This window comes from Bradyrhizobium amphicarpaeae (genome assembly GCF_002266435.3).
Lineage (GTDB): Bacteria > Pseudomonadota > Alphaproteobacteria > Rhizobiales > Xanthobacteraceae > Bradyrhizobium > Bradyrhizobium amphicarpaeae.
Window position 1 is genome coordinate 3552309 of sequence record NZ_CP029426.2, and the last position, 14726, is coordinate 3567034.

Genomic DNA, 14726 nt, shown 5'->3' on the forward strand with positions numbered 1-14726 from the left:
ATGAGCGACCCCGTCCGCATCATCGAAATGGGGCCGCGCGACGGCCTCCAGAACGAGAAGACATCAGTCAGCGTCGAGGCGCGCATCGCCTTCATCGAGGCGCTGGTCGGAGCCGGGCTCGATACGGTCGAGGTCGGCGCCTTCGTCTCGCCCAAGGCGATCCCGCAGATGGCAAGCTCCGATGCCGTGCTGCGCGGCGTGAGCCACATCACGGGCGCCGAGTTCCACGTGCTGGTGCCGAACGAGAAGGGCTATGACGCCGCGCGCGCGGCGGGCGCGAAAGTGGTCTCGGTGTTCGCCGCGGCGTCCGAGGGCTTTTCGCGCGCCAACATCAATTGCACGGTCGCGGAATCCATCGAGCGCTTCAAGCCTGTGCTGGCGCGCGCCAAGGCTGATGGCGTCAAGGTGCGCGGCTATATCTCCTGCGTGCTGGGATGCCCGTTCGACGGCGAGATCAAGCCGAAGGCCGTCGCCGATCTCGCGGGCACGCTGTGGGATATCGGCTGCTACGAGGTTTCGCTCGGCGACACCATCGGCGTCGGCACGCCAACCAAGGCCAAGGAGATGCTGCGCGCGGTGGCCGCCAACGTTCCCGCAGCCAGGCTCGCGATGCATTTCCACGACACCTACGGGCAGGCGCTGGCCAACCTCTATGCCGGCCTGGAGGAGGGCGTGCGCGTCATCGACGCCGCCGCCGGCGGCCTCGGCGGCTGTCCCTATGCCCCCGGCGCGACCGGCAATGTTGCAACGGAGGACGTCGTCTACATGCTCGAAGGCATGGGCGTCAGGACCGGCGTCGACATGGAGAAGCTGCTCGCGGCCACCAATGCGATGAGCGGTGTGCTGGGCAAGCCGCCGGTCAGCCGGGTGGCGTCCGCGCTGAATGCGAAGAAGAAGCGGGCCGCTTCGCAGGTGCCGTAGGGTGGGCAAAGGCGCGTAGCGCTGTGCTCACGTTCTCGCCTTGATAGTCAACAGATGGTGGGCACGCTGCGCTTTGCCCACCCTACGGCATTGCAAGTGCCGCTACCTGCTCCCGTCGGGCCCCATCACAAGATCGGGCAGCCCGGTCGAGATTTCCGGCACGAAACACAGCAGCAGCACCGCGAGCATCATCAGCAGAACGAAGGGCAGCGTGCCCCAGATCACCTCGCGCAGGGGAATGTCCGGCGCGACGTTGCGGATGACGAAGATGTTGAGGCCGACGGGAGGATGGATCAGCCCCATCTCCATCACGATGGTCATGACCACGCCGAACCAGATGATGTCGAAATTGGCGGCGCGTAAGGGCGGCAGGATGATCGGCGCGGTCATGAGGATGATGGAGACCGGCGGCAGGAAGAAGCCGAGCACGACGACCATGACGAGGATGGCAAACAGCAACTCCCAACGCGGCAGGTGCATCGCGACGATGGATTCGGCGACCGATTGCGAGATGTGCAGGTAGCTCATCACGTAGGAATAGAGCAGCGACATGCCGATGATCATCATCAGCATGGTCGATTCCCGGATCGTCGACTTCATGATGGGGGCGAGGTCGCTCGGCCGCCACACGCTGTAGATCGCCGCGATCAGGGCCAGCGCCAGCAGGCCGCCGAGGCCGGCGGTTTCCGACGGTGTGGCATAGCCGCCATAGAGCGCGATCATGACGCCGGTCAGCAGCAGCACGAACGGGATCACGCGCGGCAGCACGCTGAAGCGTTCGGCGAGCGTGTATTCGTCGCGGGCGAGGATCGCCGCTTCCGGGCCGCCGTTCTTGTAGACGGCCTCGGCCGCCGCATATTCCCGGCGGAAGCGGTACACCGCATAGAAGCCAAACAGCGAGACCAGCAGCAGGCCGGGTCCGATGCCGGCAAGGAACAGCCGTCCGAGCGATTTTTCGGCCGCGACCGCGAACAGGATCATGGTGATCGAGGGCGGCAGCAGGATGCCGAGCGTGCCGCCGGCGGCGATGATGCCGGCTGCAAAGCCGCCGGAATAGCCGCGCTTGCGCATCTCGGGGATGCCGGCCGAGCCGATCGCCGAGCAGGTCGCGGGCGAGGAGCCCGCCATCGCCGCGAACAGCGCGCAGGCGAACACGTTGGCGACGCCGAGCCCGCCGGGCACGCGGTGCAGCCAGGCATGCAGCGCCGAATAGAGATCCTGGCCCGCGCGCGACTTGCCGATCGCCGCACCCTTCAGGATGAAGAGCGGGATCGACAACAGCGTGATCGAGGCCATTTCCTCGTAGACGTTCTGCGTCACCGTATCGAGGGACGCGGAGGGCATGTAGATGCCCATGAACACGATCGCGACCGCGCCGAGCGCGAACGCGATCGGCATGCCCGAGAACATCACGAGCAGCGTCGCAACGCCATAGGCGACGCCGATACCGAACACGCTCATGAACGCCTGGCTCCGGTGAGGGGCAGCGCAAGCTGCACGAGGATCTGGATGCAGAGCAGGCTCATGCCGAACGCCATCAGCGAATAGGGGATGGCGAGCGGCGGCGACCACATCGAGTTCGAGACCTGGCCGTCGACATAGGCCTCATGGGCCAGTGTCCAGGACTTCCAGGCGAAGAAGGCGCAGAACAGGAATGTGACAGCATCGACCAGCCAGAGCCGGATCTTGTTCGCCAGCGGCGACAAGAGGCCGACAAAGGCCTCGATGCCGATATGACCGCGGTTCTGCTGCACATAGGCGGCCGTCATGAAGGTCGCGCCGACCAGGAGGAACACGGCGGCCTCGTCCTGCCAGTAATTGGCGGCCTTGAACAGCGCGCGGCTGAGCACGCTGTAACTCAGGATCGCGCAGGCCGCGACCAGTGCGATCGCGGCGAATACGACGATGATGTTGTTGAGGATGGAGAGACCGCGATCGATCGCCGCCGCAGGGCCCGTGCCTGCGGCAGCGTCGGAGCGGACGTCACGATCCGGAATCGGACCGTGGCTCATGCCGCGACGTCGGTGGCGAGCTTGAGCAGGTTTGCAGCGGTCGCGGTCTTGGCGCTGTAGTCCTTCCAGGCGGTGTCCCGGGCGATGTCGCGCCACTTGCCGACGGTCGCGGCATCGAGCGCCGAGACCTTGGCGCCGGCCTTCTCGTAGACCTTGGCGACCTCGATGTCGTCGTCCTGCGCGCCCTTGCGGCCAAAGGCTTCGAGCTCGGTGCCGACCGCGAGCAGGATGTCCTGCTGGTTCTTCGGCAGCTTGTCGAAGATCGCCTTCGACATCATCAGCGGCTCGAGCATGAACCAGTAGGATGCGCCGGCCCCTGACGTCAGCGACTTCGCGACCTCTTCCAGCCGGAACGAGATCAGGCTGGTCGAGGAGGTGATGCCGGCATCGCAGGCGCCGGTCTGCATCGCCGCGTAGATTTCGTTCGAGGGCACCGACAGCACCGAAGCGCCGGCGGTCTGGAGCACCATGTCCATCTCGCGCGAGCCGCCGCGCACCTTGAGGCCCTTGGCGTCTTCCGGCGCGACGATCGGCTTGGAGCGGCTGGCAACGCCACCGGCCTGCCACACCCAGGTGAGCAGGATGATGCCCTTGTCGGCGAGGAAGTCGGTCAGCGCCTTGCCGACCGGCTCCTTCTTCCAGCGCATGCCCTGGTCGTAGGTGGTTACGAGGCCGGGCATCAGGCCGATATTGGTCTCCGGCAGCTCGCCGCCGGCGTAGGGCATCGGATAGAGGCTGATGTCGAGCGCGCCCTTGCGCATCGCGGAGAACTGCGCGTTGGTCTTGATCAGCGAAGAGTTCGGATAGATCTCGGCGGCGATGTCGCCGTTGCTGCGCTTGGCGACCTCGGCTGCGAACATGCGGCAGAGCCGGTCCCGGAAATCGCCCTTGTCGATAGTGCCGCCCGGGAACTGATGCGAGATCTTCAGCGTGGTCGCGGCATGCGCGGTGCCGATGCCGAAGCGGAGGATGGCGGGTGCAGCGACAGCGGTCGCGAGCAGATGGCGGCGCGTGAACATGGTGTGATCCCCTTGAGCGTTTCTTCGGACGGTTCTTGTTGGCGTGATTTGGGCGGGTCATTGTGACCGGTGCGTAGGCCCATCCTAGCCGGTCTTTCACCCAATATTCTCTCATCTGATAGTTCGAGACCGAAGGCGGGGGCAAGGGGGTGGCCGTGCTGCGCTGCAGCACCTGGGCCGCTTGCCATCGGTGCGGCTCGCGCGGACGTGATCGCGATGAACGGCAGCGGCTTCAGAAATTTATTGGCGAGGCCGTAACAAGGCCGGGCGTCAATCCGTCGAGATTGAATAGCGGCGTCCGTCGCTGGCAAACTCCATCCCGAAGGGAATTAACTTATGACCATTCGTACCCGCATCGTGCTCGGCGTCTCCGCTGCCGCCATCTCGCTTGGCCTCGCGCTCGCGCCGGCCGCCTTTGCCCAGGACAAGATGGGCAAGGATGACGGCATGATGAAAAAGGACACGATGTCCAAGGACGGCATGATGAAGAAGGACACCATGTCCAAGGACGACGGCATGAAGAAGGATACGATGTCGAAGGACGGGATGAAGAAGGACGATGGGATGATGAAGAAGCACTGATCTTCCATCGCCGGCGAAGCGTTTGCGACAGGCAAGCGCTCGCTAAAAGTCCTGGGGCGGTCACGTGGACCGCCCCAGAGTCATGTTTCAGTCCAAACCAGTCGAACGCGACCGCGCCCGCGAATGCTACTTGCGCTTCGCCTTGCGGGCGGCGTAGCGCGCGTCACGCTTGGCCTTTTGCTCGGCCTCGGCTTCAGCCGCCTTCGCGATGGCTTCTTCGGCTTCGCGGGCGATCCGGGCGGCCTCGAGCGCGGCAGCCTCTTCTGCAAGGCGCTTCTGCTCGGCCTTCTCGGCCTCGCGCGCAGCCTTCGTCTCGGCCCGCTTGGCCGCGAGGGCCTCGCGCTCGGCACGCTTCGCCGCGACCGCGGGATCGTCGGCCCCGGGCTGCGACTTGAATTTGTTTAAAAGGTTTTTGCGTGCGTCCTGCGCCGCCTTTTGCCGGTCTGCGAAACCGGGTTCCCTGAATCCACTCATCGACGAGCCTTGTCTTCCTCGCTTCCGATCCTACATCACTTCGATTGGTACGTCGGCTGGGCATAGCAGGCGCCACGCGACGAGGAAGCGTTTACATCGCCGCGCGTCGCGACGCCACCCATAATCGCAGCCGATCAGGTAGACGAAAAGTCGCCGCCCAGACGACCTCATCGTAGCCCGGAAAAACTGCCGAATTGTGATGTCCCTCATAAGGGACCACGAGGGCGACGCCTAGCGTCCGCCCCGATACGTGACGGAGCACGGGCATGACGATCTTCCACTTCCGCCTGAAGGCGCTCGCAATTGCGTTGGCTCTGGTCGCCGTGGCCGGCGCCGCGCTGCTGCTCGCTCGTCCGCAGCCCATCGAGAGTGCTGTCCTGGGGGCCGACTGGGAATGCACCCAGACCGCGTTCGTGCTCACGACCTGTGCACCGCGGCTCCAGCAGGCTGTCCCCGCGGTCGAAACCTCGCGCAAGGATGCGATCCGGGCGACCCGGGGCTGAACCTGACGAGTTGGGCTGTTCGGGATGTGACGGGACGTCGCACAACTGGTAAGTCGGCTCGCCCGCGCGGTAGGTAGCCATATGCCCACGTCCAAGCTCGAGTCCAAGCCCGAACCGGGCGAGAAGCCGAAATCCCGGCCGAAGCCTCAATCCGGTGACAACCGCCGCGGTGCGATCGCCGGCTTGATCATCGCAATCCTGATCCTCGGTATCGGCTGGTGGCTCGCGCGAGACCTCACCGCGGCCAGCAAGATGCAGGACTGCCTGATGTCCGGGCGACGCAATTGCAACGTAATCGAGCCGGCCCGCTAGAAGCGCTCCTGCACGGCCCGTCGAGCCGAAAAAATGCCGTGATCTTAATCATTTGTAACGCGACTTCGCCGACCAGGCGGGTCAGCTATATCAGCCGGCATCAAGCCAAGCGCGATTCGAATCGTCTGTCGCGCCAGGCACCACGGCAATCGGGAAAGTAGGGGTCAAGCACGCATGAGTGCGTCCAGCCGCATGAAGATCATCATTCCTTTGGTTTCGGCCGTGTCATTGCTCGCGCTTTCGGCGCAGGCCCAGGACGCCAGGCCACCGAGGGACGCCGGCCAGCCTCCGGCCCGCCCGGGCGCAGGGGCACCGCCTCCGGACGGTCAGAACATCCGCAAGGGCCCGCCGCCGCAGCAGGCGGCCCGACCCGCGCCGCAGCCCGGGGGCCAGCCCCATGCGGGTCCCGGTCCGCACGGCGCCGGCGGTCCGCCGCCGGGACGTTATGTCGCCCGCGGTCCCGCTCCGACGCGCGACTGGGGCGGACATGCCTATCGTGGCAATCGCTCCTGGGACGGCGGGCGCTGGCGCCACGAAGTTCACAACGGCCGCTCCGGCTGGTGGTGGGACGTTGGCGGTGTCTGGTATTATTATCCGCAACGGATGGCTGGCCCGCCCGGCTATATCTCTGAAGAGTATTACGACGACGTGCCGGTGGCCTATGCCCCGCCGCCGCCCCCGGTCGCCTATGCACCGCCACCTCCGCCTCCGCCGCCGGCTGATCCCGGCGCGAGCGCGCTGGGCGGCGCCATCGTCGGCGGCGTGTTGGGCGGACTGATCTCGGGCAACGCGACCGGGGCTGCCGCGGGCGCGGTCCTCGGCGGCGCGACCGGAGCCATCGCCGGTGCCACCGCAGCATCCCAGCCGGGCTACTACTGGTCACAGGGCAATTGCTACTACCGCTATCCGGATGGGCAGTACGTGCCGACCGATCCGCGGGCGTGCCGCTAAGGCACCGCTCGCATCCTGAGCTTGAAAAGAGGCGGGCGAATTGCCCGCCTCTTTTTCTACGCTGGTGCCGTCAACCGATTGTCTCGATGCGTATCTCGGGGCGGCGTTCGGCGCCGCACAACAACTGCCTCAAAAAAGCACTGGCTACCGGTGCCGCTTCACGCGATTCTCAAAAGAAAAAAATTGGGAAAGCGATTCGCGGGGACGTGGGACATGCTGGATGCAATCCAGATCAGCTTGGCGCTTTGGGCTATGATCGTTTGCGGCGGGATCAAGCTGGGGCAGGTGCTGCACTGCCTGTTCTAAAGCGGCGCGAGCCTGCGCGCCAACGCGACGGATCGCGCTGCGTCACACCAGCCAGTTGAAGAACGCAATCGCGCCCCAGACCAGGCCGGCGATCCAGGCCAGCATCACGACGCCGATGGTACCGAGATAGGCGATGCCGAGCAGGTCGGTCCTTTGTCGTTGCGTCGGGACGTTGGCCGGAGCTGCTGCTTCTTGTGTCATGACGGGAAATACCATCGGTGCCTCCGCGTGCTGCTGGGAGCGTCGAGATATGGTTTAACCGAGATACCGATCGCAGACTGTGACGCAATTCACAGATCGCCCGGATGAAGCCGAGCCAAATGGCTTCGCAATCAGCGCATGCATCGTGAGTCAATCGCGCCGGCGCGTTTGCCCCAGTCCGGCGGACGCAGCGTTACCCCGCAATCTTACGGACGAAATTGCCATGGGCTTGTCCAGATGGCCGGCTAGAGTTCGGTGTCATGTGTACCAAGTTCGACCCACAGCACGAAGCGGAAGCCGCAATGAAGCGGGCCGCGGCATCGGAAGGCGCCGACCGGCAGCGGCTGATCCAATTGGCCCTGGCCTGGTACGAGTTGGCCCGTGATCGTCGCGGTGAGCGGGCGGACTGAGGGCATTCGCAGGGGATTTTCGCGTCACACGATGCAGGTCGAGATCGGGTCTGACGGTTGATCTCGATGAGAAAGCCCCGTGCTCGGGGGACAAGCACGGGGCCCTTCAAAGCCGACCGGGGCAGGGAGGTCGGCACCACCTGATTTCATGCCATCCAACGTGCCGGTCGTGATCTCGTTCCGCGCCACTGCGCATTTTGTTGTGCCGTTCTCGATATGCCTGGCGTTGCGCGGGCGGCTCGGATTGCTCGCGCTCGAACAGGAACCTCCGTTCCTCGCGGACGTTTGCCGTTCATGACCGACCCCGAGTTACGCGCACAGTCCTTCGACATCGCCTGGAAATATCTAGACCGATCCGGCTTGCTCACAGGCCAGCGCGACGACTCCGCCCGCTTCATCCTGAACCGGATCGACAGGTTGATGCTGCGAGGGGAGCGGCGCAGGCTGCTATTGTCGAATGCCGCGATCGACGCTTACCGCTTGCGACCGATGCTCGTGTCCATGGCTACGTGATCGATCCATCGAAACGCGACGTTAAGACATGGGCCGCGCCGATTGTGCGGTTACGATTCGTGCTTTTGGAACGAAGCGGAGTCGGATCGTGAACAAACAAAAGGCCCTCGAAGGGGCTCGATGTTCAGGCGGCTTCCGTCTTCGGTACGGCGCTGGCATTCATTGAAGGCTTGGCGACATCGCCTTCGACGGCACCGACATATTTCGTGTCGATGTATGATGATGGTCCTTGTGACCTTCCGGGCTGTCCTTCCGCGTCAGCTTGATGCGGTTGGCCTCGACGCGGTCGATCGTGCCGACACGGGCGCCGTCCTTGCCGATGATTTTGAAGGTCCGTTTCGATCAACCAAGGCCTCGAGCTGTGGATACTTCGATCCAGCAAATGCGCATGGAGACCATTGAAGCCTGTCTCAAACGGAAGCAGGGAGAATTCAGGCTGTTGCGGAAGAGGGGGCCTCGATCAGTCGATCGCCAGGCAATGCTCCAGGACCGGCTTTTCGTTGTTGTCACGGCTGGGACGCGCCCAGTCCCGAACGGCGAAGGAAAGCTGATGCTGGCCCATGGCGGCACCAATGATCGACGCTTGAGCCACTTTGATGGGCCTCGTGACCACACTGGTGTTCACGACGCCTGCGTCGATTGCCAGATACGAGATCGCGACGATTGCCACCGCAGAGGCGATGGCCATTCTCGTCCATTCAGCTGGAAGCATCGAAGTCCTATAGGGCGCACTTCGCCCGGCGCTTACATAGGACTGATCGACGCCGTTCAAAGGCCGGCGTATGGTTACCCACGCGTTCGTGAAGGGCGGTGGTTTAGAGTGAGGCTGGCGATCCCGGCAGGAATCGAACCTGCAACCCTCAGAGTAGAAATCTGATGCTCTATCCAGTTGAGCTACGGGACCGTCTTGAGCCGCCCAGAGACGAGGCCGGCCGTTCATCTACCATGCCAAATATGAAAAATATCGTCTTTCGCCAAGTCTGAACCGAACCGTTTTGCTCAGAGCCGCGACAAAGCGAGACGGTGGCATGTCAGGGTGCCGGGTTGAGCGGCAGCGGACTGGACGATGGATCACATCGCCGGGAACGCTGGCCAGCTTCCGGGGCGTGGCCGCCGGTCGACGGGTCGGGTATTGCTGCGCCATCAGGACGGCGTGAGCGGCGGTATCTTGATCGGTCTCCTCTGGGCTTGCCTTTCCATGGCGAATGCGACGATCTGCACCTTTGGTTCCATCGCCTTGAGTCCGTCACCTTTCCGCGCATTTCATGCTGCCTGCGGGCGGCTGTCCGCGATTTCCGGGAGTCCATCATGATCGGTCTTGTTCGCGCCGTCACAATCTGCGCCACGCTGGCGCTCGGCCTTGGCGCGGCACATGCTGCCGACAAGGCGTTCAAGCGCGACGACCTCGCCGATTCCGCGATCAAGCTCGAGGCCCAGATCAAGAGCGAGGCGGGGCCCGTCGCCAAGACCAATGCGACTTTGAAGACGGACGCCGACGCCGCCTTCCGACGCAATGATTATCGTACCGGCCTGTCGGTCCTCGGTCAGATCGCGGCGACCACGCCGGAGGACGCCGGCAACTGGCTGCGGCTCGCCAAGGTCATCTTCCAGATCTCGCCGAAGAACTCGAGCGAGCAGACCTTCCTGCTGGAACGCGCCTCGACCGCGGCCTATATCGCCTACCAGCGCGCCGGCAATCCGGGCGAGGAGGCCGACGCGCTTGCGGTGCTCGGCAAGTCGCTGTCGGAGCGCAAGCTGTGGCGGCCGGCGCTGGATTCGCTGCGATTGTCGCTCGACATGCGCGAGGTCGCCGACGTCCGCGGCCAATACGAGAAGATGCGCGACGAGCACGGCTTCCGGCTGCTCGACTACACCGTGGACTCGGATTCGGCGAGCCCGCGCGCCTGCTTCCAGTTCTCCGAGGAATTGGCCAAGCGCACCGACTTCGCGCCGTACCTGGCGCTGGCGGGGCAGGACAAGCCGGCACTGTCGGCCGAAGGCAAGCAGCTCTGCGTCGACGGGCTGAAGCATGGCGAGCGTTACAACATCAATCTGCGCGCCGGCCTGCCGTCCACGGTGAAGGAGGGGCTGCCGAAATCGGCCGAGTTCAACGTCTATGTGCGCGATCGCAAGCCATTCGTGCGCTTCACCAGCCGGGCCTATGTGCTGCCCCGAACCGGCCAGCGCGGCATTCCCGTGGTCAGCGTCAATACGCCCGCGGTCAACATCAACGTCTTCCGGATCGGTGACCGCAACCTGATCAACACGGTGGTCGACAGCGATTTCCAGAAGACGCTGTCGAAGTACCAGCTCTCCGATCTCGGCGACGAGCGCGGCGTCAAGGTCTGGACCGGCGAGCTCGCGACCGCGATGACGCTGAACCAGGACGTCACCACGGCGTTCCCGGTCGACCAGGCGCTCGGCGAGCTCCAGCCCGGCGTCTACGTGATGACGGCCGCCGCCAAGGGCCCGGGCTCTGACGACGATTACCAGCTTGCCACGCAATGGTTCATCGTCTCCGATCTCGGCGTTGCCGCCTATTCCGGCAATGACGGCATCCACGTGTTCGTCAACTCGCTGGCTTCGACCGATCCGGTCGGCAAGGCCGAGGTCCGGCTGGTTGCCCGCAACAACGAGATCCTTGCCACCCGCAAGACCGACGACAGCGGCCATGTGCTGTTCGAGGCGGGCCTTGCGCGCGGCGAGGGCGGCCTGTCGCCAGCGATGCTGACGGTGACCGGCGAGAAGGCGGACTATGCCTTCCTCAGCCTGAAGTCCTCCGCCTTCGACCTGTCCGATCGCGGCGTCTCCGGGCGCGCGGTGCCTGCGGGTGCCGACGCCTTCGTCTATGCCGAGCGCGGCGTCTACCGCTCCAGCGAGACCGTCTATCTCACCGCGCTGTTGCGTGACGGGCAGGGCAATGCCGTCAGCGGCGGTCCGCTGACGATGGTGATCGAGCGCCCCGACGGCGTCGAATACCGACGCGCCGTGCTCGCTGACCAGGGCGCCGGCGGCCGTACGCTGTCAGTGCCGCTCAATTCGGCCGTTCCGACCGGGACGTGGCGGGCGCGTGCCTTCACCGATCCGAAGGGCGCCTCGGTCGGAGAGACCACCTTCATGGTCGAGGACTACGTTCCTGATCGGATCGAATTCGACTTGTCTACCAAGGACAAGCTGATCAAAGCTAACGCTCCAGTGGAGCTTAAGGCGTACGGCCATTTCCTCTATGGCGCGCCGGCCTCGGGCCTGCAGCTCGAAGGCGACATGCTGGTCGCGCCCGCGGCGGAGCGCCCGGGTTTTGCCGGCTATCAGTTCGGTGTTGCCGACGAGGAGACGACTTCGAACGAGCGTACGCCGCTGGAGAACCTGCCCGAGGCCGACGCCAACGGCGTTGCGACCTTCCCGGTGACGCTGGACAAGCAGCCGGCCTCGACCCGTCCGCAGGAGGCGCAGATCTTCGTGCGCATGGTCGAGACCGGTGGCCGCGCCGTCGAGCGCAAGATCGTGCTGCCGGTGGCGCCCAATGCGGCGCAGATCGGCATCAAGCCGCTGTTCGGCGCCAAGAACGTCGCCGAGGGCGACAAGGCCGAGTTCGACGTTCTGTTCGTCTCGCCCGAGGGCGAGAAGCTGCGCCGCGACGGCCTGCGCTACGAACTCCTGAAGATGGAGTCGCGCTATCAATGGTATCGCCAGAACAATTACTGGGAGTACGAGCCGGTCAAGTCGACCTCGCGCGTCGCCGACGGTGACGTGACCATTGCGGCCGACAAGCCGGCGCGGATTTCGCTCAACCCGCAACCCGGCCGCTACCGCCTCGACGTGAAGTCGAACGATGCCGATGGCCCGGTGACCTCGGTGCAGTTCGACGTCGGCTGGTATTCCGACGGCAGCGCCGACACCCCGGACCTGCTGGAGACCTCGATCGACAAGCCGCAATACGCCTCCGGCGACACCATGACCGTGTCGGTCAACGTCCGCAGCGCCGGCAAGCTCACCATCAATGTGCTCGGCGACCGCCTGCTGACGACCCAGACCATCGACGTCAAGGAAGGCACTGCCCAGGTGAAGCTCCCGGTCGGCAAGGACTGGGGCACCGGTGCCTACGTGGTGGCGACGCTGCGCCGCCCGCTCGATGCCGCGGCCCAGCGCATGCCGGGCCGGGCGATCGGGCTAAAATGGTTCGGCATCGACAAGCAGACCCGCACCCTTCAGGTGAAGCTGTCTCCGCCCGCGCTGGTTCGACCGAATTCGACGTTGAAGATTCCGGTCAAGCTCGACGGGCTCAATCCGGGCGAGGACGCCAAGATCGTCATCGCTGCTGTCGATGTCGGCATCCTCAACCTCACCAATTACAAGCCGCCGGCGCCGGACGACTACTATCTCGGCCAGCGCCGCCTGAGCGCCGAGATCCGCGACCTCTATGGGCAGCTGATCGACGGCATGTCGGGCACGCGCGGCCAGATCAAGTCCGGTGGTGACGCCGGTGCGGCGGAGCTGCAGGGCTCGCCGCCCACTCAAAAGCCGCTCGCGCTCTATTCGGGCATCGTGACGGCCGGCGCTGACGGCACCGCCGAAGTCAGCTTCGACATTCCGGAGTTCGCCGGTACTGCGCGCGTGATGGCTGTGGCGTGGACCGCGACCAAGCTTGGCCGCGCCAACACCGATGTCGTGATCCGCGACCCCGTGGTGCTGACCACGACCCTGCCTCGCTTCCTGCTCAATGGCGACCACGGCACGGTCAACCTCGAGATCGACAATGTCGAAGGCCAGGCCGGCGACTACGTCATCAACGTGAAGACCGGCGGCCCGGTGAAGATGACCGGCAGCCCCGCGACCACGGTCAAGCTCGCCGCCAAGCAGCGCAACTCCTCCGCGCTCGCGATCGACGCGACCGCGGCGGGGCAGGCGACGCTCGACGTCGACATCAAGGGACCGAGCGGCCTGACGCTGGCGCGCCATTACGCGTTCGACGTCAAGGCCGCGACGCAGGTGCTGGCGCGGCGCTCGATCCGGACGCTGGCGAAGGGCGAGAGCCTGACGCTGACCTCGGACATGTTCTCCGACCTGGTGCCGGGCACCGGCAGCGTCTCGGTCTCGGCCAGCCTGTCGACCGCGCTCGACGCAGCGACGATCCTCAAGGCGCTCGATCGCTATCCCTATGGCTGCTCGGAACAGATCACGAGCCGCGCCATGCCGCTGCTCTATGTCAACGACCTCGCCGCCGGTGCTCACCTCGCCATGGACACCGAAGTCGATCAGCGCATCCGCGATGCGATCGAGCGGCTGTTGGCCCGACAGGGCTCGAACGGCTCGTTCGGCCTGTGGTCGGCCGGCGGCGACGATGCCTGGCTCGATGCCTACGTGACGGACTTCCTGACCCGCGCCCGCGAAAAGGGTTTTGTGGTGCCGGACGTGCTGTTCAAGAACGCGCTCGACCGTGTCAGAAACTCCGTCGTCAACGGCAACGAGCCGGAGAAGGACGGCGGGCGCGATCTCGCTTACGGCCTCTACGTGCTCGCCCGCAACGGCGCAGCTCCGATCGGCGATCTTCGTTATCTCGCCGACACCAAGCTGAACAACCTCGCGACCCCGATCGCGAAGTCGCAGCTCGCGGCGGCGCTGGCCCTGGTCGGCGACCGCAACCGCGCCGAACGGGTCTATGGTGCCGCGCTCGACAGCCTCGCGCCAAAGCCCGTCCTGGAGTTCGGCCGCACCGACTACGGCTCGCAGCTCCGCGATGCCGCAGCGCTGGTGTCGCTGGCCAGCGAAGGCAACGCGCCGAAGGCGACGCTGACGCAGGCGGTGTCGCGGGTGGAGACCGCGCGCGGGCTGACGCCTTACACCTCCACGCAGGAGAATGCGTGGCTGGTGCTGGCGGCGCGCGCGCTGGCCAAGGAAAACCTGTCCATGGACGTGGACGGCCAGCCGGTCAAGACCGCGCTCTACCGCAGCTACAAGGCTGCGACGCTGGAGGGCAAGCCGCTGAAGATCACCAACACCGGCGACGCGCCCGTGCAGGCGGTGATCTCGGTGTCGGGCTCGCCGGTGACGCCGGAGCCGGCCGCCTCCAACGGCTTCAAGATCGAGCGCAATTTCTTCACGCTCGACGGCAAGCCGGCCGACATCAGCAAGGTCAAGCAGAACCAGCGCTTTGCGGTGGTGCTGAAGATCACCGAGGCCAAGCCCGAGTACGGCCACATCATGGTGTCCGACTATCTGCCGGCGGGCCTCGAGATCGACAACCCGAGGCTGGTGTCGTCGGGCGACAGCGGCACGCTGGACTGGATCGAGGACGGCGAGGAGCCTGAGGACACCGAGTTCCGCGACGACCGCTTCACCGCCGCGGTCGATCGCGCCGCGGACTCCAAGTCGGTCTTCACCGTCGCCTATATCGTGCGCGTGGTCTCTCCCGGCAAATACGTGCTGCCGCAGGCCTATGTCGAGGACATGTACAATCCCTCGCGCTACGGTCGGACGGGCACGGGGACCGTCGAGGTGCGGGCGGCGAAGTGAGCGGTGGGC

The 14726-nt window shown here is 65.2% G+C and carries 14 protein-coding genes, 1 tRNA gene and 1 pseudogene; 8 read left to right on the forward strand and 8 right to left on the reverse strand.

Going from position 1 to position 14726, the window contains the following annotated elements; all coding sequences use genetic code 11:
• Window positions 1-921 (forward strand): hydroxymethylglutaryl-CoA lyase, encoded by a 921-nt coding sequence (locus tag CIT40_RS16490; RefSeq protein ID WP_094896987.1) that lies wholly within the window; start codon window positions 1-3, stop codon window positions 919-921.
• Window positions 922-1023: 102 nt separating this feature from the next.
• On the opposite strand, the gene CIT40_RS16495 is transcribed toward CIT40_RS16490, so the two are convergent.
• From CIT40_RS16495 to CIT40_RS16505, 3 genes are read right to left on the reverse strand one after another with little or no spacing between them, the layout of a single operon-like run.
• Window positions 1024-2382: a TRAP transporter large permease gene (locus CIT40_RS16495; protein WP_094896988.1), complete on the reverse strand. Its 1359-nt coding sequence runs from the start codon at window positions 2380-2382 to the stop codon at window positions 1024-1026.
• Window positions 2379-2933, reverse strand: a complete 555-nt coding sequence (locus CIT40_RS16500; RefSeq protein WP_094896989.1) for a TRAP transporter small permease — start codon at window positions 2931-2933, stop codon at window positions 2379-2381. The genes CIT40_RS16495 and CIT40_RS16500 overlap by 4 nt, the downstream gene beginning before the upstream one ends.
• Window positions 2930-3952 (reverse strand): TRAP transporter substrate-binding protein, encoded by a 1023-nt coding sequence (locus CIT40_RS16505; RefSeq protein ID WP_094896990.1) that lies wholly within the window; start codon window positions 3950-3952, stop codon window positions 2930-2932. The genes CIT40_RS16500 and CIT40_RS16505 overlap by 4 nt, the downstream gene beginning before the upstream one ends.
• A 336-nt stretch (window positions 3953-4288) precedes the next feature.
• Here CIT40_RS16505 and CIT40_RS16510 point away from each other — a divergent pair, with 336 nt between their 5' ends.
• Window positions 4289-4534, forward strand: coding sequence for a pentapeptide MXKDX repeat protein (locus tag CIT40_RS16510; RefSeq protein WP_094896991.1), 246 nt, complete (start codon window positions 4289-4291; stop codon window positions 4532-4534).
• 126 nt (window positions 4535-4660) lie between these two features.
• Here the strand turns inward: CIT40_RS16510 and CIT40_RS16515 are convergent, their stop codons facing one another.
• Window positions 4661-5008, reverse strand: coding sequence for a DUF6481 family protein (locus tag CIT40_RS16515; RefSeq protein WP_094896992.1), 348 nt, complete (start codon window positions 5006-5008; stop codon window positions 4661-4663).
• 266 nt (window positions 5009-5274) lie between these two features.
• Here CIT40_RS16515 and CIT40_RS16520 point away from each other — a divergent pair, with 266 nt between their 5' ends.
• From CIT40_RS16520 to CIT40_RS16530, 3 genes are all read left to right on the forward strand, one after another.
• On the forward strand, window positions 5275-5511 hold the full coding sequence (locus CIT40_RS16520) for a hypothetical protein (protein ID WP_094896993.1): 237 nt from the start codon (window positions 5275-5277) through the stop codon (window positions 5509-5511).
• An 81-nt stretch (window positions 5512-5592) separates the two neighbouring features.
• Entirely contained in the window at window positions 5593-5823 is a 231-nt protein-coding gene (locus CIT40_RS16525) for a hypothetical protein (RefSeq protein WP_094896994.1), read from the forward strand.
• A 174-nt stretch (window positions 5824-5997) separates the two neighbouring features.
• Window positions 5998-6774, forward strand: a complete 777-nt coding sequence (locus CIT40_RS16530; protein ID WP_094896995.1) for a hypothetical protein — start codon at window positions 5998-6000, stop codon at window positions 6772-6774.
• Between the two features lie 348 nt (window positions 6775-7122).
• On the opposite strand, the gene CIT40_RS16535 is transcribed toward CIT40_RS16530, so the two are convergent.
• Complete coding sequence (locus CIT40_RS16535; protein WP_094897113.1) at window positions 7123-7281, reverse strand: hypothetical protein; 159 nt, start codon at window positions 7279-7281, stop codon at window positions 7123-7125.
• A 260-nt stretch (window positions 7282-7541) separates the two neighbouring features.
• Here CIT40_RS16535 and CIT40_RS16540 point away from each other — a divergent pair, with 260 nt between their 5' ends.
• Window positions 7542-7691, forward strand: coding sequence for a hypothetical protein (locus CIT40_RS16540; RefSeq protein WP_167443354.1), 150 nt, complete (start codon window positions 7542-7544; stop codon window positions 7689-7691).
• A 294-nt stretch (window positions 7692-7985) separates the two neighbouring features.
• A complete protein-coding gene (locus CIT40_RS16545) occupies window positions 7986-8204 on the forward strand; it encodes a hypothetical protein (protein ID WP_094896996.1) in 219 nt (72 codons plus the stop codon).
• Between the two features lie 124 nt (window positions 8205-8328).
• On the opposite strand, the pseudogene CIT40_RS16550 reads toward CIT40_RS16545, so the two are convergent.
• The 3 genes and pseudogenes from CIT40_RS16550 to CIT40_RS16560 all read right to left on the reverse strand — a co-directional run bounded on the left by CIT40_RS16550 (window position 8329) and on the right by CIT40_RS16560 (window position 9108).
• Window positions 8329-8528: pseudogene (locus CIT40_RS16550) on the reverse strand (DUF2171 domain-containing protein).
• Between the two features lie 136 nt (window positions 8529-8664).
• Window positions 8665-8892 carry a hypothetical protein gene (locus CIT40_RS16555; protein ID WP_094896997.1) on the reverse strand — a complete coding sequence of 76 codons (228 nt, stop codon included), beginning with the start codon at window positions 8890-8892 and terminating at the stop codon, window positions 8665-8667.
• Window positions 8893-9031: 139 nt separating this feature from the next.
• Window positions 9032-9108, reverse strand: a tRNA-Arg gene (locus tag CIT40_RS16560).
• 404 nt (window positions 9109-9512) lie between these two features.
• Here CIT40_RS16560 and CIT40_RS16565 point away from each other — a divergent pair.
• Window positions 9513-14717 (forward strand): alpha-2-macroglobulin family protein, encoded by a 5205-nt coding sequence (locus CIT40_RS16565; protein WP_094897117.1) that lies wholly within the window; start codon window positions 9513-9515, stop codon window positions 14715-14717.
• Window positions 14718-14726 lie beyond the last annotated feature (9 nt).

Excerpts from the sequence above, each read along its gene's own strand:
- CIT40_RS16565 (WP_094897117.1), top strand. The coding sequence starts at position 9,513 with ATGATCGGTCTTGTTCGCGCCGTCACAATCTGCGCCACGCTGGCGCTC.
- CIT40_RS16500 (WP_094896989.1), bottom strand. The coding sequence starts at position 2,933 with ATGAGCCACGGTCCGATTCCGGATCGTGACGTCCGCTCCGACGCTGCC.
- CIT40_RS16490 (WP_094896987.1), top strand. The coding sequence starts at position 1 with ATGAGCGACCCCGTCCGCATCATCGAAATGGGGCCGCGCGACGGCCTC.
- CIT40_RS16515 (WP_094896992.1), bottom strand. The coding sequence starts at position 5,008 with ATGAGTGGATTCAGGGAACCCGGTTTCGCAGACCGGCAAAAGGCGGCG.
- CIT40_RS16530 (WP_094896995.1), top strand. The coding sequence starts at position 5,998 with ATGAGTGCGTCCAGCCGCATGAAGATCATCATTCCTTTGGTTTCGGCC.
- CIT40_RS16510 (WP_094896991.1), top strand. The coding sequence starts at position 4,289 with ATGACCATTCGTACCCGCATCGTGCTCGGCGTCTCCGCTGCCGCCATC.
- CIT40_RS16555 (WP_094896997.1), bottom strand. The coding sequence starts at position 8,892 with ATGGCCATCGCCTCTGCGGTGGCAATCGTCGCGATCTCGTATCTGGCA.
- CIT40_RS16545 (WP_094896996.1), top strand. The coding sequence starts at position 7,986 with ATGACCGACCCCGAGTTACGCGCACAGTCCTTCGACATCGCCTGGAAA.
- CIT40_RS16520 (WP_094896993.1), top strand. The coding sequence starts at position 5,275 with ATGACGATCTTCCACTTCCGCCTGAAGGCGCTCGCAATTGCGTTGGCT.
- CIT40_RS16535 (WP_094897113.1), bottom strand. The coding sequence starts at position 7,281 with ATGACACAAGAAGCAGCAGCTCCGGCCAACGTCCCGACGCAACGACAA.
- CIT40_RS16495 (WP_094896988.1), bottom strand. The coding sequence starts at position 2,382 with ATGAGCGTGTTCGGTATCGGCGTCGCCTATGGCGTTGCGACGCTGCTC.
- CIT40_RS16505 (WP_094896990.1), bottom strand. The coding sequence starts at position 3,952 with ATGTTCACGCGCCGCCATCTGCTCGCGACCGCTGTCGCTGCACCCGCC.
- CIT40_RS16540 (WP_167443354.1), top strand. The coding sequence starts at position 7,542 with ATGTGTACCAAGTTCGACCCACAGCACGAAGCGGAAGCCGCAATGAAG.
- CIT40_RS16525 (WP_094896994.1), top strand. The coding sequence starts at position 5,593 with ATGCCCACGTCCAAGCTCGAGTCCAAGCCCGAACCGGGCGAGAAGCCG.